The 16651-nt window shown below is 38.8% G+C and carries 11 protein-coding genes; 2 read left to right on the top strand and 9 right to left on the bottom strand.

Features of this window, described 5'->3' with window-relative positions; translation table 11 throughout:
• Positions 1-18 precede the first annotated feature (18 nt).
• Complete coding sequence (locus tag AB1Z56_RS07560; RefSeq protein ID WP_309366122.1) at positions 19-753, bottom strand: LytR/AlgR family response regulator transcription factor; 735 nt, start codon at positions 751-753, stop codon at positions 19-21.
• A 12-nt stretch (positions 754-765) separates the two neighbouring features.
• A complete protein-coding gene (locus tag AB1Z56_RS07565; RefSeq protein WP_309366123.1) occupies positions 766-2682 on the bottom strand; it encodes a sensor histidine kinase in 1917 nt (638 codons plus the stop codon).
• A 367-nt stretch (positions 2683-3049) separates the two neighbouring features.
• Here AB1Z56_RS07565 and lgt point away from each other — a divergent pair, with 367 nt between their 5' ends.
• The gene (lgt, locus tag AB1Z56_RS07570) at positions 3050-3868 is read left to right on the top strand and encodes a prolipoprotein diacylglyceryl transferase (protein WP_309366124.1); all 819 of its coding nucleotides are present in this window, start codon (positions 3050-3052) and stop codon (positions 3866-3868) included.
• Positions 3869-3943: 75 nt separating this feature from the next.
• Here the strand turns inward: lgt and AB1Z56_RS07575 are convergent, their stop codons facing one another.
• Complete coding sequence (locus AB1Z56_RS07575; RefSeq protein WP_426791606.1) at positions 3944-4606, bottom strand: response regulator; 663 nt, start codon at positions 4604-4606, stop codon at positions 3944-3946.
• A 308-nt stretch (positions 4607-4914) separates the two neighbouring features.
• Here AB1Z56_RS07575 and AB1Z56_RS07580 point away from each other — a divergent pair, with 308 nt between their 5' ends.
• Positions 4915-6948 (top strand): PAS domain-containing sensor histidine kinase, encoded by a 2034-nt coding sequence (locus AB1Z56_RS07580; RefSeq protein WP_426791607.1) that lies wholly within the window; start codon positions 4915-4917, stop codon positions 6946-6948.
• A gap of 88 nt (positions 6949-7036) precedes the next feature.
• Here the strand turns inward: AB1Z56_RS07580 and AB1Z56_RS07585 are convergent, their stop codons facing one another.
• The 6 genes from AB1Z56_RS07585 to rocD all read right to left on the bottom strand — a co-directional run bounded on the left by AB1Z56_RS07585 (position 7037) and on the right by rocD (position 16575).
• Positions 7037-8107 (bottom strand): phytase, encoded by a 1071-nt coding sequence (locus tag AB1Z56_RS07585; RefSeq protein WP_309366127.1) that lies wholly within the window; start codon positions 8105-8107, stop codon positions 7037-7039.
• 13 nt (positions 8108-8120) lie between these two features.
• Positions 8121-9383, bottom strand: coding sequence for a right-handed parallel beta-helix repeat-containing protein (locus AB1Z56_RS07590; RefSeq protein WP_293905906.1), 1263 nt, complete (start codon positions 9381-9383; stop codon positions 8121-8123).
• A gap of 150 nt (positions 9384-9533) precedes the next feature.
• Positions 9534-12320 carry a TonB-dependent receptor domain-containing protein gene (locus AB1Z56_RS07595; protein WP_426791608.1) on the bottom strand — a complete coding sequence of 929 codons (2787 nt, stop codon included), beginning with the start codon at positions 12318-12320 and terminating at the stop codon, positions 9534-9536.
• A 206-nt stretch (positions 12321-12526) separates the two neighbouring features.
• A complete protein-coding gene (locus AB1Z56_RS07600) occupies positions 12527-14014 on the bottom strand; it encodes a tetratricopeptide repeat protein (protein WP_309366129.1) in 1488 nt (495 codons plus the stop codon).
• A gap of 332 nt (positions 14015-14346) precedes the next feature.
• Entirely contained in the window at positions 14347-15312 is a 966-nt protein-coding gene (locus tag AB1Z56_RS07605; protein ID WP_309366130.1) for an arginase, read from the bottom strand.
• 3 nt (positions 15313-15315) lie between these two features.
• The gene (gene rocD / locus AB1Z56_RS07610) at positions 15316-16575 is read right to left on the bottom strand and encodes an ornithine--oxo-acid transaminase (protein WP_309366131.1); all 1260 of its coding nucleotides are present in this window, start codon (positions 16573-16575) and stop codon (positions 15316-15318) included.
• Positions 16576-16651 lie beyond the last annotated feature (76 nt).

Genomic DNA, 16651 nt, shown 5'->3' on the forward strand with positions numbered 1-16651 from the left:
CCCTGGTTATCTCAAATGTTAAATTTCATTCAGGAATTGCTGAATAACCTCTTTTTTTCTTGTGGCAACAGGGATCATTTTACCATCAGACATTTCGATCTGACCATCCTTAAAGTATTTTTTTATACAGTTTGCGTTAATTAAATACGATTGATGGCAACGTATAAATTCTGATTCCGGAAGCATCGTCTCAAAATGTTTGAGAACTTTCGAAACCATCATAGGTTTATTGTCCTTGATATAAAAGGTCGTGTACCCTTTATCTCCATGGCAATAAAGAATATCATCAATATTGACAATTTGGGTATATTCAAATGTACGCAGGGCAATCTTCCGCGGTCTACTGGGAGATTTCAGGTAGTTTTCGGCCATACTTAATTGCATGCTATTGAACCTAAACTCAGTATTTTTCTTATAGCATTTTTCAATAGCCTCCATAAATTGCTCGGGAACAAGAGGCTTGAGTAAATACGCTATAGCACCAATATTAAGTGCTTCTATGGCATATTGGTTAAAAGCGGTGATAAAGATGGTATTGATATCCAATTTCAATTCTGAAAGGAAGGATAAACTTGATCCATCTTTCAATTGAATATCCGCTAAAATAAGGTCTGGATTTGATCCGGGCAATTCGCGTTCTGCCTGAGCAATCGATGGGCTATGACCTACAATTTGAACATAAGGAATAGCATCCAATAAAGACTTAATATACAAATAGATATTATACTCATCTTCAAGAATATAAACTTTCATAATTTCACGTATTTAATTAAAATATAAAACGAGTGGTATGTAGATTTCTACACTATACCCACTTTTATCCTCTCTATAATTGGGTTTGATTTCAATCCTTGCTTTGTGCTTAGGATCAGTAAACAAAAGCTCAAGACGCTCTTTGGTGATCACTTGTGATAAAGAATTTTTATGTCCAGTCTCTTTCTTTTCAGCTTGCATTCCCCAGCCATTGTCACGGACAACAATATGCAATTGATCATCCACCCGATTGAAAAGAATTTGCAATTGTCCACGGTAATCCAAGTTTTTGAACGCATGTTCAATCGCATTTTCAACAAATGGCTGTATTAACATCGGGGGAATCATCACATCATCAACATCCAGTTCATCACTGTCAATTTCAAAATCAAATACATCCTGATAGCGCATCTGTTGTAAAAGTATATAATTCTTTAATGATTTAATCTCCTGATCCAAAGAAATATATTCTTCCCTATTCAGCTCGAGTATATCCCGGATTTGACGGGACAATAAGATAAGGTACTGATTTGCTTTTGCTTTTTGCTCACTGCTAATCAAACCTTGCAAATTAGCGATCGCATTGTATATAAAATGGGGATTAAGCTGATTTTGTCTCGTCTTTTGCTCAAGAATTAATTGCCTATTTTCAGCAACTATACGCTGATTTATATTTTGCAGTAACTTCTGTTTATTCCGGTAATAAATGAAAAATGCAATACTTAAGATAAGGGCAAATAAAATGACGAAAATCCAGCGTTGCTGAGCCATAATCTTATGATTGAATGCATTTGTTGTTTTTAGAAGCGTGATAGCCTGATCCTTTTTTTCAGTTTCATACCGAGTATTGATCTCATTTATCCGTTCATTTTCAATGCGTTTTATACCATTCTTATAATCCTGATAGGCAGAGTCCAATGTAAAATAAGCCTGTTCATAATCACCTTTTAAGGCATGTGCTAATTGTAGATTCTGATAATAGAACAATTTACTCTGCTGGCTTTTATGCGTTTTGATAAACTGCAATCCCGCCCGAAAATAAAATATAGCAGAGTCAACCTGATGGTTATTCAAAAAGTTTTTTGCCAGGTTAGCATACGCATAAGCATTGAGTTTCTTACTTGCAGCTAAATAGTTAAAGTATTGCTGCGACACCTCCACAGCTTTTCGGCTATTACCAATGCTAAAGAAATATTGGGACTGTAAATTATACATACGCATAATAACAGCAGAATCAGCCGTTTTATTTGCATAATATTTACAGCTATCCAATGTTATCTTTAGTTTCTCAAAATCATGCAGCTCAATATACTGCATAAATTTGATCTCCTGATAAGCCTGCGCAACATGCGGATCCGATTTATTGGGATGATAATAATACCATGATTCATTGTCTTTGAGAGCCTGACTATAATCCGCCCGACGATAGTTAGCATTCGCCAGTAAATTAAAAAAAAGGAAAGTGAATTTACTATGATGGTTTATCGCATACTCTTTCGCATCAATAATCTGCTCCATGGTGCTAATATTAGTCACATCATTAAAACTAAAATGAGCGCGTATATTAAAGTAATCTTTCAGTACAAGTAAATCTGAAGATAATTTTCTTCCATCAAGGTTTTTTAATGCTATTTCTGTAGAATCAATTTTATCATTCAACAAGTACATATAAGCCAAGAAAACCCAATTATACCCAGAGTTTTCATAAGACTTATCCCCCTTGAATTCAGCTATCTTTTTTGCGATAATAGACTGATCGCTGAAATCCTGCGAAGAGAGGAATTTTAATAAAGTATCCCTATATCTTAGATCCTGTGAATCGTCTTCAATCCTCCTATTGTTTCCGGCAGCCTGATTACTATTTTGGTGACAGGAGAACAGTTGTGCCAGCAGCACGAAGGATAGAAAATAAAAAGTAAATCTTTTCAAATTTTGTATCATCTGAATATAACAAACAATTTTGCATTTACGTGCAGGTGAGCATCTCCTATTATCTATTGCCGAATATCGGAATATTCTCAAAAAAACAATACATACTTTCAAAAGTATTTAACCTTACTGATACTTAAGTAGACATTACCCAGTCCTGCCATCCACAAACATACTAATTAGCCAAAGAAGGGGAACATTACAATTCATAATCGTGGTATTCAACTTAATATTTGCCTACTACGAAGCAACTTTCCGCATACAGCATCACCGCTATTCCTTTTTCATCATCATTTTTTTATTAAATCCTGTAACGAAAGACCAATAGTGTATACTTATACAAAGAAGTATCACTATACAGCGCAAAATGACAAATAATCTATTCTTGAATTACATCACCTGGAATATAGACAGCGACATCTTTGTTATCCCCATTATTGAACACCCCATCCGCTGGTACGGAATATGCTGGTTATTGGGTATTGTATTATGTTATAGGATATTGTGGTCAATATTCAAAAAAGAAGGCCGACCAATTGAGTTTCTCGATCAGCTAACCATTTACATTGTATTGGGCACTGTCATTGGAGCAAGACTAGGGCATGTTTTATTTTATGACCCCGGCTATTACCTCCATAATCCATTAAAAATCTTTGCCCTATGGGAAGGAGGTCTGGCGAGTCATGGAGCTGGCATGGGCATACTGATCGCTATCTATTTATTCGCCAAAAAGCAGCAGCTTTCTTTTCTTTGGGTCGCAGACCGCATAGCACTGGTTGTGCCTGTTGCTGGTGCCTGTATTCGATTGGGAAACTTAATGAACTCCGAAATGATTGGCACGCCAAGTAACCTGCCCTGGGCCTTTGTATTTACACATATCGATACAGTACCCCGGCATCCGGCCCAGCTTTATGAAGCCATATTTTGTATCCTGTTATTTTTATTGTTATACGGACTATGGAAAAATACCCAGCTTCGAAGCCGTAACGGTAATTATTTTGCGCTATTATTGATTCTCTTATTTTCATTTAGATTTTTGGATGAATTCATGAAAATCAACCAAGAACGTTTTGAAGATTCTTTATTCATCAATATGGGGCAGCTGCTCAGCATACCATTTATCATAATCGGAATCGGTATATTTCTTCTTAACCGCTTTAAGACAAGTACACAACAGTTGCACTAATAAGCTACACAGGCCCTAATAGCCACTTATAGCCACATGTGTACCAGCAGTCATTACAAAAAGCTGCTCTGCTACCTACTTTAATAAACCGTGCTGGAAGGCATATTTTACGAGTTCTGCTGTATTTTTTACTTTTGTTTTATCAATCAGGCTCTGGCGATAGCCTTCCACAGTTCGCTTACTTAAAAAGATCCGATCAGCAATCTCTACGTTGGTAAACCCATCAGCGATTAATGCCAATACTTCCAGTTCACGATCATTGATATCTAAATCTACCGTCATGCCCTTTTCAACAGCGGTATAAACTTGTCCAGAAGAAACTTGCTCAAGCAGGGCCATACTCACTTCTTCACTGATATAACGACCACCGTCAGCCACATGTTTTAGTCCAAAAAGAAGCTCATGATAACCGACATTTTTCAGTAGATACCCTGCAAGACCATGGTCAAATCCCTCCACAACATAATGAATCTGATTAAGCATGGACAATATAACAACTTTTACCAAAGGGTATTTCTGAACGACGACTTTTAATAGCTCCATCCCATCCATATTTTCCATACTGATATCCGTTAAGACAATGTCAGGAGCCAAACCATTCGCTAGCATGGATAAAGCTTCAACACCATCAGATGCCTCGCCTATCACTGTAAATTCTCCTTCGGATTCTAAAAGTAGCTTAATACCATTGCGCACGACCATGTGATCTTCAACTAATAGTATCTTAACCGTATTCATCTTCTATAGCATTTAAATAAAACCTTCAGCTCTGCTTTCTTCCAAAACTCGTACAACACAATCGTGATGCTTGCATAATTCTAGCTGGAATGACGAGAAATAAACTGCATAAACGAAATAAAGATACGAAATTCTGCACATTGTACTGAACACATCATTGATCCTCCTAATCAGGCTCATCGTAACTTACAGCTGGCTATCATTTAAAGAGAAGCAGGAAACTAATTAGAAAAGGAACAATATTTGCACGCTATTAAATCAAATAATACTTGGTATTACTTTAATCAACACTTAATTTTTGACACGTTATGATTCGTTCAGATAAAGACATTTTAGCCGTTCTCACATCTTCAATGGAAGCCTGTGCAATTTATGATAGCGCAGATCTTCATATATCCTATGCAAATACAAACATGTTAAAATTGTGGAATTGTGATCAACAGGCTATCGGTCAGCATCTTGAAGACTGCATGCGACGTGAAGAATTAATGCCCTATATTCCGCTCTTGAAAGAGGCTTGGCACTATGGCAAAGAGCAGGATGCAAAAAAGGTACAGATCAAACTTCAATCAGAAATACAACCTTCTTTAGCCTATGATTACACATTTGAATATCATCCGCTCTTAAATGAAAAAGGTGAAACCTGCGGTGTATTTCAGCGGATGACACTGATTCCCGAAAACAATAGCATGCAGCCCCTAACGCATGAAAAAAACACAATTGAGCGAAAACTTCTACAGGATCTATTGACACAAAAGCAGACAATTGCTGCGAGCAATTACAAAATCATGAAGTTTCATAATAATGATACCACATCAAATAAACAGACGGAGGATCTTAATGAAAAACTTAAAGATGCGCTCAAAAAGATCATCGAAAGTGAAGAACATTATCATTTCGCGCTGCAATCAGCCGAGATGGGAACATGGAACCTAAATTGTAAAAATTACATTGTACACTGGGATGAACGGACACGGGAACTCTTCGGCTTCGCAAAAGGTGAATATGTACCTTACAATGAGGTATTAAAATATATCCACTCAGAAGATAGACATCAAATTGATCAGGAAGTCCAAAAATCGCTAACCAACCAGAACAAAGGAGTTTATGACGTACAATTCCGGACCATTGGCGCTGAGGATCATCAGTTACGCTGGTTGCATTGTAAAGGCAGGGTATATTTTGACGCGGACCAGCAACCGGAATGGTTTGCAGGAACAGCAATTGATGTGACCGCTCAGCATCAGGAACGTGAAAAGCTCGAAGCAATTAATCATCTCATTGCAAAAAGGGACCAGCAGTTTCGAATGATTGTGGAGGCTGCCGGAATCGGTATTTTTTCTATTGATGTAGAGACAAATCAAATGGAGCTCAATGATCGCTGTCGCGATCTATTCGGTTTCGAACAAAATACAAAAATCAAAGAATCTGACTTTTTTGCTCAGATCCTGCCCAAATACAGAAATAAAATACAGCAGATTTTTCAGGAGGTAACGCTCAAACAATCCCCTTTCGATTGCCAATGCGAAATAAAAGACAAAAAGACCGGCCAGGTAAAATGGCTGAGATCCATTGGCGGCAGCCAATCAGAATCCGATACCACAAGACACATGATCTATGGGGCGATAATAGACAATACGAGCGATAAAGAAGAGGAAAGAAAAAAACTGGATTTCATTAGCATTGCAAGTCACGAACTCAAAACGCCTTTGACTTCATTAATTGCCTATATTCAATTATTGATAGCCAAAGAAGAATCATTGAGTACTGAAAAACGAATACAATATCTGCATCAGTCTAATGAACAAGCTACACGTATGCGTGGGTTAATTGACGGTTTTCTAAATGTCACACAACTGAATGAAGGTAAATTATTACTTCGTAAAAAAATATTTCGAGTCTGTTCACTAATGGATTATATCCAAAATATGTATTCTTTAAAACCCGCAAGACATTTCATCCACTATACAGGTGACATCCACTCAAGTTTGGAAGTCATGGCAGATCGCGATAAAATCGAACAAGTGCTCATCAATTTCATGGATAACGCAATTAAATATTCCCCTAATAATTCAACAATTACGATGCATGTTACAGTAAATAAAGCTTATTTTCAGGTCGAAATTAAAGATCAGGGAAAAGGTATAGACCCGAAAGACCAAAAACAAATATTCGATAAGTTTTATCGCGTAAATGACGATACCCAAAGCTATGCATCAGGATTTGGTATCGGATTATTTATCTGTAAGGAAATAATTCAAAAGCATCATGGTGAAATTGGTGTTGACAGTCAGCGGAGAGAAGGTTCAACTTTCTGGTTTAAAATACCGGTGAATGCCTAAAAACTATATTGGCAAAAAGCTTTTGTATTCAGAAAGGCAACAGTTGTATTTCAGAATACAACTGTTGCCGATACATTTTAGCTCAGGACTATTTCTTTTTCAGATCCCCCCCAGCAATATCTTCCCATCGATAATAATGGAATGTTTTATCGTCACTCATCGTTACAAAAAGTCCATGTTTGAACGTCTCGTTTAAGCTGGAAGAAACAACTTCTGAACCATCACTTTGTGTTGCCATCACAGGCACTGTCTTTAGATGAGTATGTTCAAATGGATTACTTTTAGTTCCTTCTCTGCTAAAGATCTGAAAACGGTTAGCCCCCTGATCAGAAACCAATATATACCCCGTACTATCCGTTAGTTTATAAATCGAAATACCTTCATGATCTTCTTTAAAACCCGTGGTAGCAAATAATGCCAGCTGCTGGTTCCCTTTTGCAGGATCCGCATAATACTGTTTTACACCAACTTGTTCATCCGAATAATAAATATAACCAAGTTCATTATCTACAGCTATCGCCTCGATTTCCTTTTTTCCGCTAAATGAACCAAACTTGCGCACCAAGGTCGCTCTCACTGCCCCTGAACCATTATCTTCCAATAAATATTGTCCCAGGTAACCATCCTTTGGTCCATTTTTCCGTCCGACAATAGCGTAGATTTCTCCTTTCGGAGCTGTATATAAGGCGATTCCCATAAGGTCCCTAAATTCTGGCTCAGTCTCACCGACAAACATATCTAATCCGCCCTGATCAATAGGTTTCATATCTGGTAACGAAAATACACGTAATTTATGGGTCATACGCTCTGTTGTCACCGCAATATCTACGGGCTTCCCGTTCAATAGCAAACCATAAGCCACGTCAACATTGTTCGGACGTTTCAGGTTTGAAACTACTTTTTCCTTCACGGTTTTACCTTCCAGATCGTATACAAATAATGCGCCATCAGCATCCTTATCTGTGGCGATAATTAAGCTTTTACTGGGGTCTGTCTTGTTGATCCATATGGCAGGATCATCAGAGTCATAACGTACCGCATCGGTAACGATAACAGGCTTAACCGGGTTTGTGGCATTTTGCTGTGGGTTTTTGCAAGCTGATTGAAACAGTGCAACTGCGCCAGCACCAATCGAGAGTATTGTTTTATAGTTTGTCATTACATGAAATAAATTAGAATTTGGTACCATATGCACCTACATAAACTGCAGGTTCAGGAGAATTATAGGTCAAGCCATTTGACATCACCAAACCACTTGTGAAATGAGGTTTAAAAGCTAGAGTACCCGCCTTTAATGCTGGAGAATTTCCCTGGAGATGAAAATCCCAGGCTGCATCAAATACATAGTTGTCAACCGATGTTTCTAAAGGATAGGCGGCAAATTTAGGGTTATTCTCCCCTGCCACTTTGCCCCGGACATCATTACTGCCGCCTACGATATCATTTTTACCGACCTGAAACTGATCTACAGTCAATTGGCTATAGCCATAGTACCAGTTATTACTTGATACCGAACGGCTATCTTCTGGTTTTTTAGGGTCTCGCTTGACTCCAAACCGTGTATTGGCAAAGAGATTATTATAAATCTCGGCTCTGACAGATGCTTCTAACCAAATAGAACCTCCTTTTGCAGTAGGTCTCCGCCAACCTGTGTTGAGCATGGTGTTATTATAAACAATAATATACGCTTGCGGAGTCCGATCTCCTGAATTGGATAATTTCAGCGCATTGGTATTTACGCTATAAACCAAGTTATAGGCTACATCCGCAAGACAGCCAGATTTAAAGTTCATCGCTTCACCACCGGTCACACCATTGGAAAAGAAGCGGTTGTTAGCGAAAATGATTTTTCCGCCCTCAATATACGTACAGTCCTCATGAAAATGGCTTACGGTACTATTCTGAACTACTAACTTCCCATCCGGATTTGAAAACCACAATGCTGGCAACGCCTCACCAGATACTTTTTTATACAAACCCATCTTCACAGAAGTCGAAGCATCCGATGTAATTGCACCGCCATATTCGATGATTGTATTGTCCAAAACAAGTTCCTGGCAACTTGGGGCAGCCAAAATCCCACCCCATAACTTGCCAAATTCATTCGTTTTTGTCTTATAGCCATCTTCAACCGTAAACTTCACCGGATTTTCAGCTGTACCTAGTGCATACAAATTACCCAAAACAACAATTTCAGGCTTATTAACGGAATCCATCAATACGGTTACGCCTTCCTCAATCGTCAGGCTCTTGCCTTCGGGAATAATAATGTCTCCCTTAATATGCTGTACACTCCCCTTACTCCACACACCAGATACCTCACCAATAGCACTTCCATCAGCATCAGAAGTATCAACATCAATATTCGCTTTTTCACAGGCACTTAGCACCACGATAAAAAACGCTAGAAACGATAAAATACATTTATTTTTCATCTGTATATATTTAATTTTTAATGATGAAGCAGATTTCACTTATCCAAAATTTTGGCTTTCCAAAAAAGTGAAAGCTTCACCGAAACAAACTGTTGTTATTTCACGTCGCACATGTTCAGATTAAAACATGCCGTGTTTTATGCGGGTCTATTATTTACTAAACGAATAACGTAAACCAAGGATATAGTTTTGTCCATACAAATCCTTTCTAATCAATGTATTTCCACCTTCAATAAGCTTTTCGGCGATCTTCTCATTTTCGGGATTTGTTCCTTTCACATACAATTCCATCGGTGTATTCAAGATGTTGTTAGCTTTGGCAAAAATCGCCCAGCCTGCCCTAAATTTCTTTTCAATGGAAGCATCGAGCTGAATGAATCCTTTTTGCCATAAATCATCATTCAGGAACTGGGATACTGTGTTGATACGTGAACCTGTATAAGAACCGGCCAATTGTCCTTCCCAACCTTTGTTAGCATCTTTATAAAGCAGGGATAGATTTGCCACATGCGCTGCCTGGCCATAAAGCGGACGTGTTTGGTCGACAATAATCGCTTCGGGATCCTGTGTGGTCTCATTGATTCGACGGGACATCTTCGAGGTTGTTATCCGCGAATGTGTATAGGTATAATTGGCCTTAACACCAAATTGCTTGATATACTTGATATAATCAACCTCGACACCAAAGTTGTTGGCATTACCAAAATTGCCCGGTGTGTAGTATACATCCTGTTTGCGAATCTCATCCGGCTGAAAGGTATATTCAATGGGGTTTTTAATCTTTTTATAGAACATACCCACAAGAAATTGAGAAGAGGCTTCCGGAAACAATTCATACCTTAAATCAAAGTTATCAGCCATGGCATGTTTTAAATCTGGATTTCCTTTCTCCAAAAACTCTTCATTAACCACACTTGAAGGAACGATCTCATAAAATCCAGGACGGTTTAACGCACGATAATAAGCCGCATGAAGCTGTTGTTTGTCGTCCAGATGATATTTCATGGTCAAACTCGGCAGCCATTCTGTATAAATTTGTGATCCTTCTGGTCTTTTTTCTCCTGCAGGAAACAATAATTTATAATCTTGATTGGTATGCTCCATCCGGACGCCACCGATCATTTGCCATTTATCGTTCTCATAATTGAACATCCCATATACAGCAGTCGTCTTCTCGTTGGCATCGTACGTTAATGGATTTGCGACAGCACCAGTAGGATTAGTCACCGTCAAATTTAGATCAGTATACCGCTGAAAATCCACTCCGTATTTATACTTTGCCTCTTCTGCCGAGGCTGGCGAAAGATTGTAATTATTGTAAAAACTGCTGCGCTGTTTATCACGGTACAATCCACCGGTAGACAATTCCAGCTTACTGTGATCCATTGGAACTTTATAAGCCACATCCCAATAACCTGCACGATCATTATCCGTATTTCGTTCCCAACGATAGGTTACAGGAGATTTGTTGACAAGAGAAGTGCGTTTGCGCTCAAAATTTTCTTCTACCCCATCCAAACTAATCATCGTATTTTGTGGTAATTGATTGCGCGCCGAAGAAAGCACACCTGACCAACGAACATTTAGACGATTATCTAAAAAGTGATGATCTCCCTGTAAAGTACCATTATAAATTTGTTGTTGGGTTTTTCGGCTTCTTGTTACGTAAGTCAACTCGGCTTTACCGATGCTTGGATCATACTGACCATTGTATATTGTATTTACCGCATCACGCAATTGCAGGTTATTCAAATTCACATACATTTGATAGAAACTTACACGATGATTCGGATTAAATCGATAATCGATCTTATTATGCACACCTAAACGTTGTTGCTGTTCATCATATTGACGATCACTCTGCTCGGTGATTACCGCATTGGGATTTACGCCAACAACAGAAGATTTGTAAAAAATAGAGCGACTACCGCGATGTAGATTTTGATAGCTCGCACCTAATATAACACCTAATTTGTCATTCAGATACCGATTGCCAATTGTCAGATTACCAATAAGATCAGGCAAAGGTTTTTTATAGGTATAATCTAATGCGCCCTTATTAAAATCTGCTGAAGTCGCATTATAATTCTTTCCGTTCAGTTCATAGGGAGATTTTGCTGAAGTTCCACCTGTTGAAAAACTCCCAAAATCACGATTAAAATAACGCTGACCATAACCTGTTGCCAAATTTGCCTGAAGCAATAGTTTACTCGGTGCCGATTTCATAACCATATTGACAACCCCACCTACCGCATCAGCTTCCATGTTTGGTGTCAGTGATTTATAGATTTCCAATCGTTCCAACATATCCGAAGGGAATAAATCCAAGGGTACATAACGATATTTATTGTCAGGACTAGGTACCTTAACACCATTAACCAAGGTCGTGTTGTAACGCTTATCCATCCCCCTTAAGATAACGTATTGTCCTTCACCATTTGAATTTCTTTCGATGGATACTCCCGACACACGCTGTGCAACATTTGCTACGGTAATATCCGGAGAAATTTCAATCGCGCGGGCCGAAACGACATTCATAATTTGCGAAGCATTTTTTTCCAAACGCCTTGCGCTTGGATCATCGTCGCCTCCATTTCGTCGCCCTTTAACAGTAACCTCCATTAAAGTCTGTTCCGTAGAAATCAATTGAAAAATGAAGTGCGGTGTGTTTTCTTTTTGGATCTCAATTTCCTTAATCAATTCAGTATAGGCCATGTGTTTAATATGAACTCTGTCCATACCTGCTGATAATCCTTTGAATTCAAATGAACCATCCAATTGCGTTTTGGTAGATAAGCCACTTTGTTCGAGAAACACAGTAGCACCGACAATAGCTTCTCCGGTCTGTACATCCAAAACCTTACCTTTTATTTTGGTCGCATAGGCTGTGCTGACCGAAATACTAGAGGCAAGTAATACCGTTAAAAAATTTTTCATTTTGCTTAGATTATTATGAATCTTTGATTGTTGTCGCAAAGATGATGGCCAATTTTAATCTGGCAAAATTTCGAGCGTTACAACAAGGAAACAAGGCAAAATGAGCACTATACAACAAGGAAACAAAGAGCAGTAAAACTCTATATAATAGACACTTAAGTTATGAACAACCGCCATTAAGGTTCTATTACCCTTATGTTAATAAATTATGAAACAGTTAATAGGTAACCAGCAAGGTCTTCTCCCTGTTCCAATCTCATTTTTTTTCGTAGCCTGTGTCTCGCAACTCGAAGGCTATCTTGTGATATGCCCAGTAAAACCGCGATATCTGCATTGTTCAAATTGATCTTAAGCAACGCTATCAATCGCATATCCGCCGCTGTCAAATCGGGAAATCGTTGAATAAGTTTTTCAAAAAAGCTATGATGTACCCGTTCAAAAGTTCCCATAAATTCTTTCCAATGAACCCCCTGGGTAATGTTTTCATTGATTTGTAAAACCAATTGCTGCATTTGCCGCTTTTGGTCCCGACGCTCATCTTTGACCATCACTTTTAATTCATCACGTAGCTCTTCCAAAAACTGGTTATTACGAATCAGATTAAGGGTATGAGAGGTCAATTCCTTCTGTTTTAATGTCAGTTCCTGTTTAAGCTGTTTATCTTCAAGCAACTGGTTTTTAAGTGCAATTTCGGTCAATTCACGTTCTGCCTCCTGCTTCCGGGATTCAGTAATCTGGTTTTTGATCTTAATTTTCTGGCGACTGTACAATACATAGGACAACACAATAAGTAAAACCAACACCACTATTGTTCCCCATAACATGATTAAATTGATTTTCTTTGTGACCTGTAATTTTTCAATCTCTTCTGCTTTCTGATTCATATCATAGAGTGCCTGGAAAAAAGCGGTGTGCCGGGCACCGTCTACACTGTAAAGTTCGAGCACCAATTTGCGGCTCTTTTCGGCATAAAAATAGGCACTGTCCATCTGGTTGCTCAACGCATAAGTTTTGCTCAAGTCTTTTGTCGTCGCCGCCATCTGATATACATCACCCAATTTTTCGGCCATATGATAAGCAGATTGCGTCAATTTAATGCTCTCTGGAAATCTATCGGTCTTTCTGAAAATATCACCCATATTATTCAGCACCACAATCATTCCGTAGTTATCTTTTGTTTCTCGATAGAGATCGCTAGCTTTCTCAAAATGATAAAATGCACTATCGTATTTCGCTAGGTCTTCATAAATACTTCCCAAATTTTCGTGGATCTTCGCTTCGCCATTTTTATTCGCCACTTCCTTATAAATTGTCAAAGCCCGTTTTTGATACACAAAAGCTGAATCATAGTTGGCCACTTTCTCAAATAAATGGCCGATATTTCCCAAGACACTTGCCTCCCCGTTTTTATCCCCCTCAATCTTGAAAGAATGCAGCGCTTTATTGAAATAAATCTTCGCCAAATCGTGCTGTTTATTAAAAATATTGAGTTCTCCAATGTCGCTCCAATTGGATGCCAGAAGCTGTTTTGAATTGAGCTGTGTATAGATACGGTCTGCCTGGAAGTAGTAATCCTGCGCTTGCCCATAGTGTCCTTGATTGACACACAGCCAACCAATTGCCTGTAAGCAATTGGCCTGCACGAATAAATCCTTATCGCCCACGGCTTTCGCATACCTTTTTTTGACCAGCATAATTGCCGAATCTGGATGATTTTGGCTTAACAGCCTAATATCTTTAAAAGAGGTTATCTGGGCATAAATTAAAGGGCTCAGAAACAGCTGCATGGAAAAAAATACCAACAATATAATCTTAGAAGAAATCCGCATACTTAAAGTGAACAATGGATAGGTGTAAATGTACGCTAAACATGTTAACAGAATATTAAATAACACAGAGCTGCGCCAATTTTAACCCGATAGTCTGTCAAATTTTTCATATTTAATCCAGCTATCAGTTTATAAAAAAGCCCTTTTGCTGATTGAAGAATCAACAAAAGGGCCTTAAACGCCTTATTCAAAAATGGTTAACTACTCGACTTAAATTCAATTAAAGGCGTGATCCGTTCTAATATATCGAATGCAACCTCTGCCATCTTGTTGCCCTTATTATCCAATAAGGGATTAACTTCCACAATTTCAAAGCAGACTACTTTTCCAGATCGAATAATCTCTTCCAAGATCAAGACAATCTCCCTAGGTAAAAACCCTTTAGGTACTGGTGTCCCCGTGCCATCCGATATCAATTCACTATCCATGCTATCCACGTCAAACGAAATATAAACCATATCACAGTCTTCCAGCGCTGTCAAAGCCTCTTTCACACAATCCGTTATTCCACGCTGCCTCGTATCTTCGACACGGTAGTTTTTGATCCCTAAACGGTCAATTAACAGATCTTCCGGCTCTTCAGTATCCCTTACCCCAAAATAAATCAAATGGTTGGCTTGGATTTTTCCCGCCGGACCAGCTATACGCTTTAGTTTATTCCAAAACTCTTGGGTAGAATCGTCAATTGCATTGATTTTACAGTCCATATTATCCTCATTCAACATGGCCGCCAATGGCATTCCATGCATATTTCCGGAGGGTGTTGTGTGCGGAGAATGAATATCGGCATGCGCATCTACCCAAATCACTCCGAGATTTTTGTCCGGATAGGCAGATTTTATCCCACTGATCGTTCCCATCGCTGATGAATGATCTCCGGAAAAAACCAATGGAAAATTGCCAGAAGAAAGACTATCTTCAACTGTGGAAGCAACCTGTTTACATTGCTCGTAGATCTGCTGAATATGCTTACCGAAAGGGTGATTATCATTTTGGTAGATGGAGCTATTTCGGGTTGGCACATCAACAAAAGGATAATTAATAAAATACTGACTTCCTTTATTTATTGCTGCTATCTCAATAGCGTCGATCCCCAGGTCCGACCCTCTTGTTCCGGCGCCTATATCGGATCTATTTTTAATCAATTCAATCATCTTCTCCATACACTACTTCAGATTAGTCAACGATCGTTCAATAATCTCCAGGCAGGTCTTTATTTGCTCTTCCGTGATAACCAACGGTGGAGCTAAACGGATTTTATTACCGTGTGTAGGCTTGGCTAAAAGTCCATTTTCTTTAAATTCAAGACATATATTCCAGGCTAAATCACTTTCTTCATCCGCATTAATGACAATCGCTGTCAAAAGGCCTTTTCCCCGAACTTCTGTAATTAAATCACATCGTGTCGCTATATCACGTAGACCATGCAGAAATAATTCACCCATTTGACGAGCCCGCTCTGTCAAATTTTCTTCCCGGACCACGTTGAGTGCTTCCATAGCCACTGCGCAGGCTAATGGGTTCCCACCATAAGTAGAACCATGCTCACCGGGTTTAATACACAACATAATCGCATTATTTGCCAATACAGCTGACACAGGCAATACGCCGCCAGACAAAGCCTTTCCCAGAATCAATACATCTGGCTTACTTTCGCTTTGCTGATCAGCAACATCATAAGATGCCAACATACTTCCTGTCCGGGCTATCCCAGTCTGGATTTCATCAGCAATAAACAATACATTATAGGTTGTACATAATTGTCTGACACGCATTAAATAATCCGCATCAGGAACAACGATACCCGCTTCACCCTGAATCGGCTCGACAATAAAACCAGCTATATTTTTATCCGCTTTAAACAGCTGCTCCAAAGCTGTTACATCATTGTATGGAACCAGAACAATGCCGTCAACAAAAGGACCGAATTCATTTGTTGCTGTTACGTCATTCGATGCAGATATTACGGAAATTGTCCGCCCATGAAAATTATCTTTCGCAAAAACGATCTTCGCCTGGTTAGCAGGTATACCTTTCACCTGATAACCCCATTTCCGACAAAGCTTCATGGCTGTTTCCACGGCCTCAACGCCAGAATTCATCACCAAAGCCTTATCAAATCCAAAAAGCTGACAAAGCATTTCCTCAAAATCACCCAGCTTATTATTGTAAAATGCTCTCGAGGTAAGTGTCAATTTCTCCGCTTGCTCTTTTAAAGCATTGATAATCCTGGGATGACAGTGCCCTTGATTGACGGCAGAATATGCTGACAAAAAATCAAAATACGACTTACCATCCACATCCCACACCACAACGCCTTCAGCCCGTTCCAATACAACCGGCAAAGGATGATAATTGTGCGCTCCATACTTTTCTTCTTTGGCAATGAATAGCTCGCCTTTCCCTTGTTTAGATACTGTACTCATAATTTGGATTTTTTCAAATAATAACAAATATACAATATTTACTATTTTATTGTAGAATAAATAAAATTTAACGTTA

The organism is Sphingobacterium sp. WOUb80, from assembly GCF_050058145.1.
Taxonomy (GTDB): Bacteria; Bacteroidota; Bacteroidia; order Sphingobacteriales; family Sphingobacteriaceae; genus Sphingobacterium.

Excerpts from the sequence above, each read along its gene's own strand:
- AB1Z56_RS07590 (WP_293905906.1), bottom strand. The coding sequence starts at position 9,383 with ATGAAAAATAAATGTATTTTATCGTTTCTAGCGTTTTTTATCGTGGTG.
- lgt (WP_309366124.1), top strand. The coding sequence starts at position 3,050 with ATGACAAATAATCTATTCTTGAATTACATCACCTGGAATATAGACAGC.
- AB1Z56_RS07595 (WP_426791608.1), bottom strand. The coding sequence starts at position 12,320 with ATGAAAAATTTTTTAACGGTATTACTTGCCTCTAGTATTTCGGTCAGC.
- AB1Z56_RS07585 (WP_309366127.1), bottom strand. The coding sequence starts at position 8,107 with ATGACAAACTATAAAACAATACTCTCGATTGGTGCTGGCGCAGTTGCA.
- rocD (WP_309366131.1), bottom strand. The coding sequence starts at position 16,575 with ATGAGTACAGTATCTAAACAAGGGAAAGGCGAGCTATTCATTGCCAAA.
- AB1Z56_RS07600 (WP_309366129.1), bottom strand. The coding sequence starts at position 14,014 with ATGCTGGTCAAAAAAAGGTATGCGAAAGCCGTGGGCGATAAGGATTTA.
- AB1Z56_RS07560 (WP_309366122.1), bottom strand. The coding sequence starts at position 753 with ATGAAAGTTTATATTCTTGAAGATGAGTATAATATCTATTTGTATATT.
- AB1Z56_RS07580 (WP_426791607.1), top strand. The coding sequence starts at position 4,915 with ATGATTCGTTCAGATAAAGACATTTTAGCCGTTCTCACATCTTCAATG.
- AB1Z56_RS07575 (WP_426791606.1), bottom strand. The coding sequence starts at position 4,606 with ATGAATACGGTTAAGATACTATTAGTTGAAGATCACATGGTCGTGCGC.
- AB1Z56_RS07605 (WP_309366130.1), bottom strand. The coding sequence starts at position 15,312 with ATGGAGAAGATGATTGAATTGATTAAAAATAGATCCGATATAGGCGCC.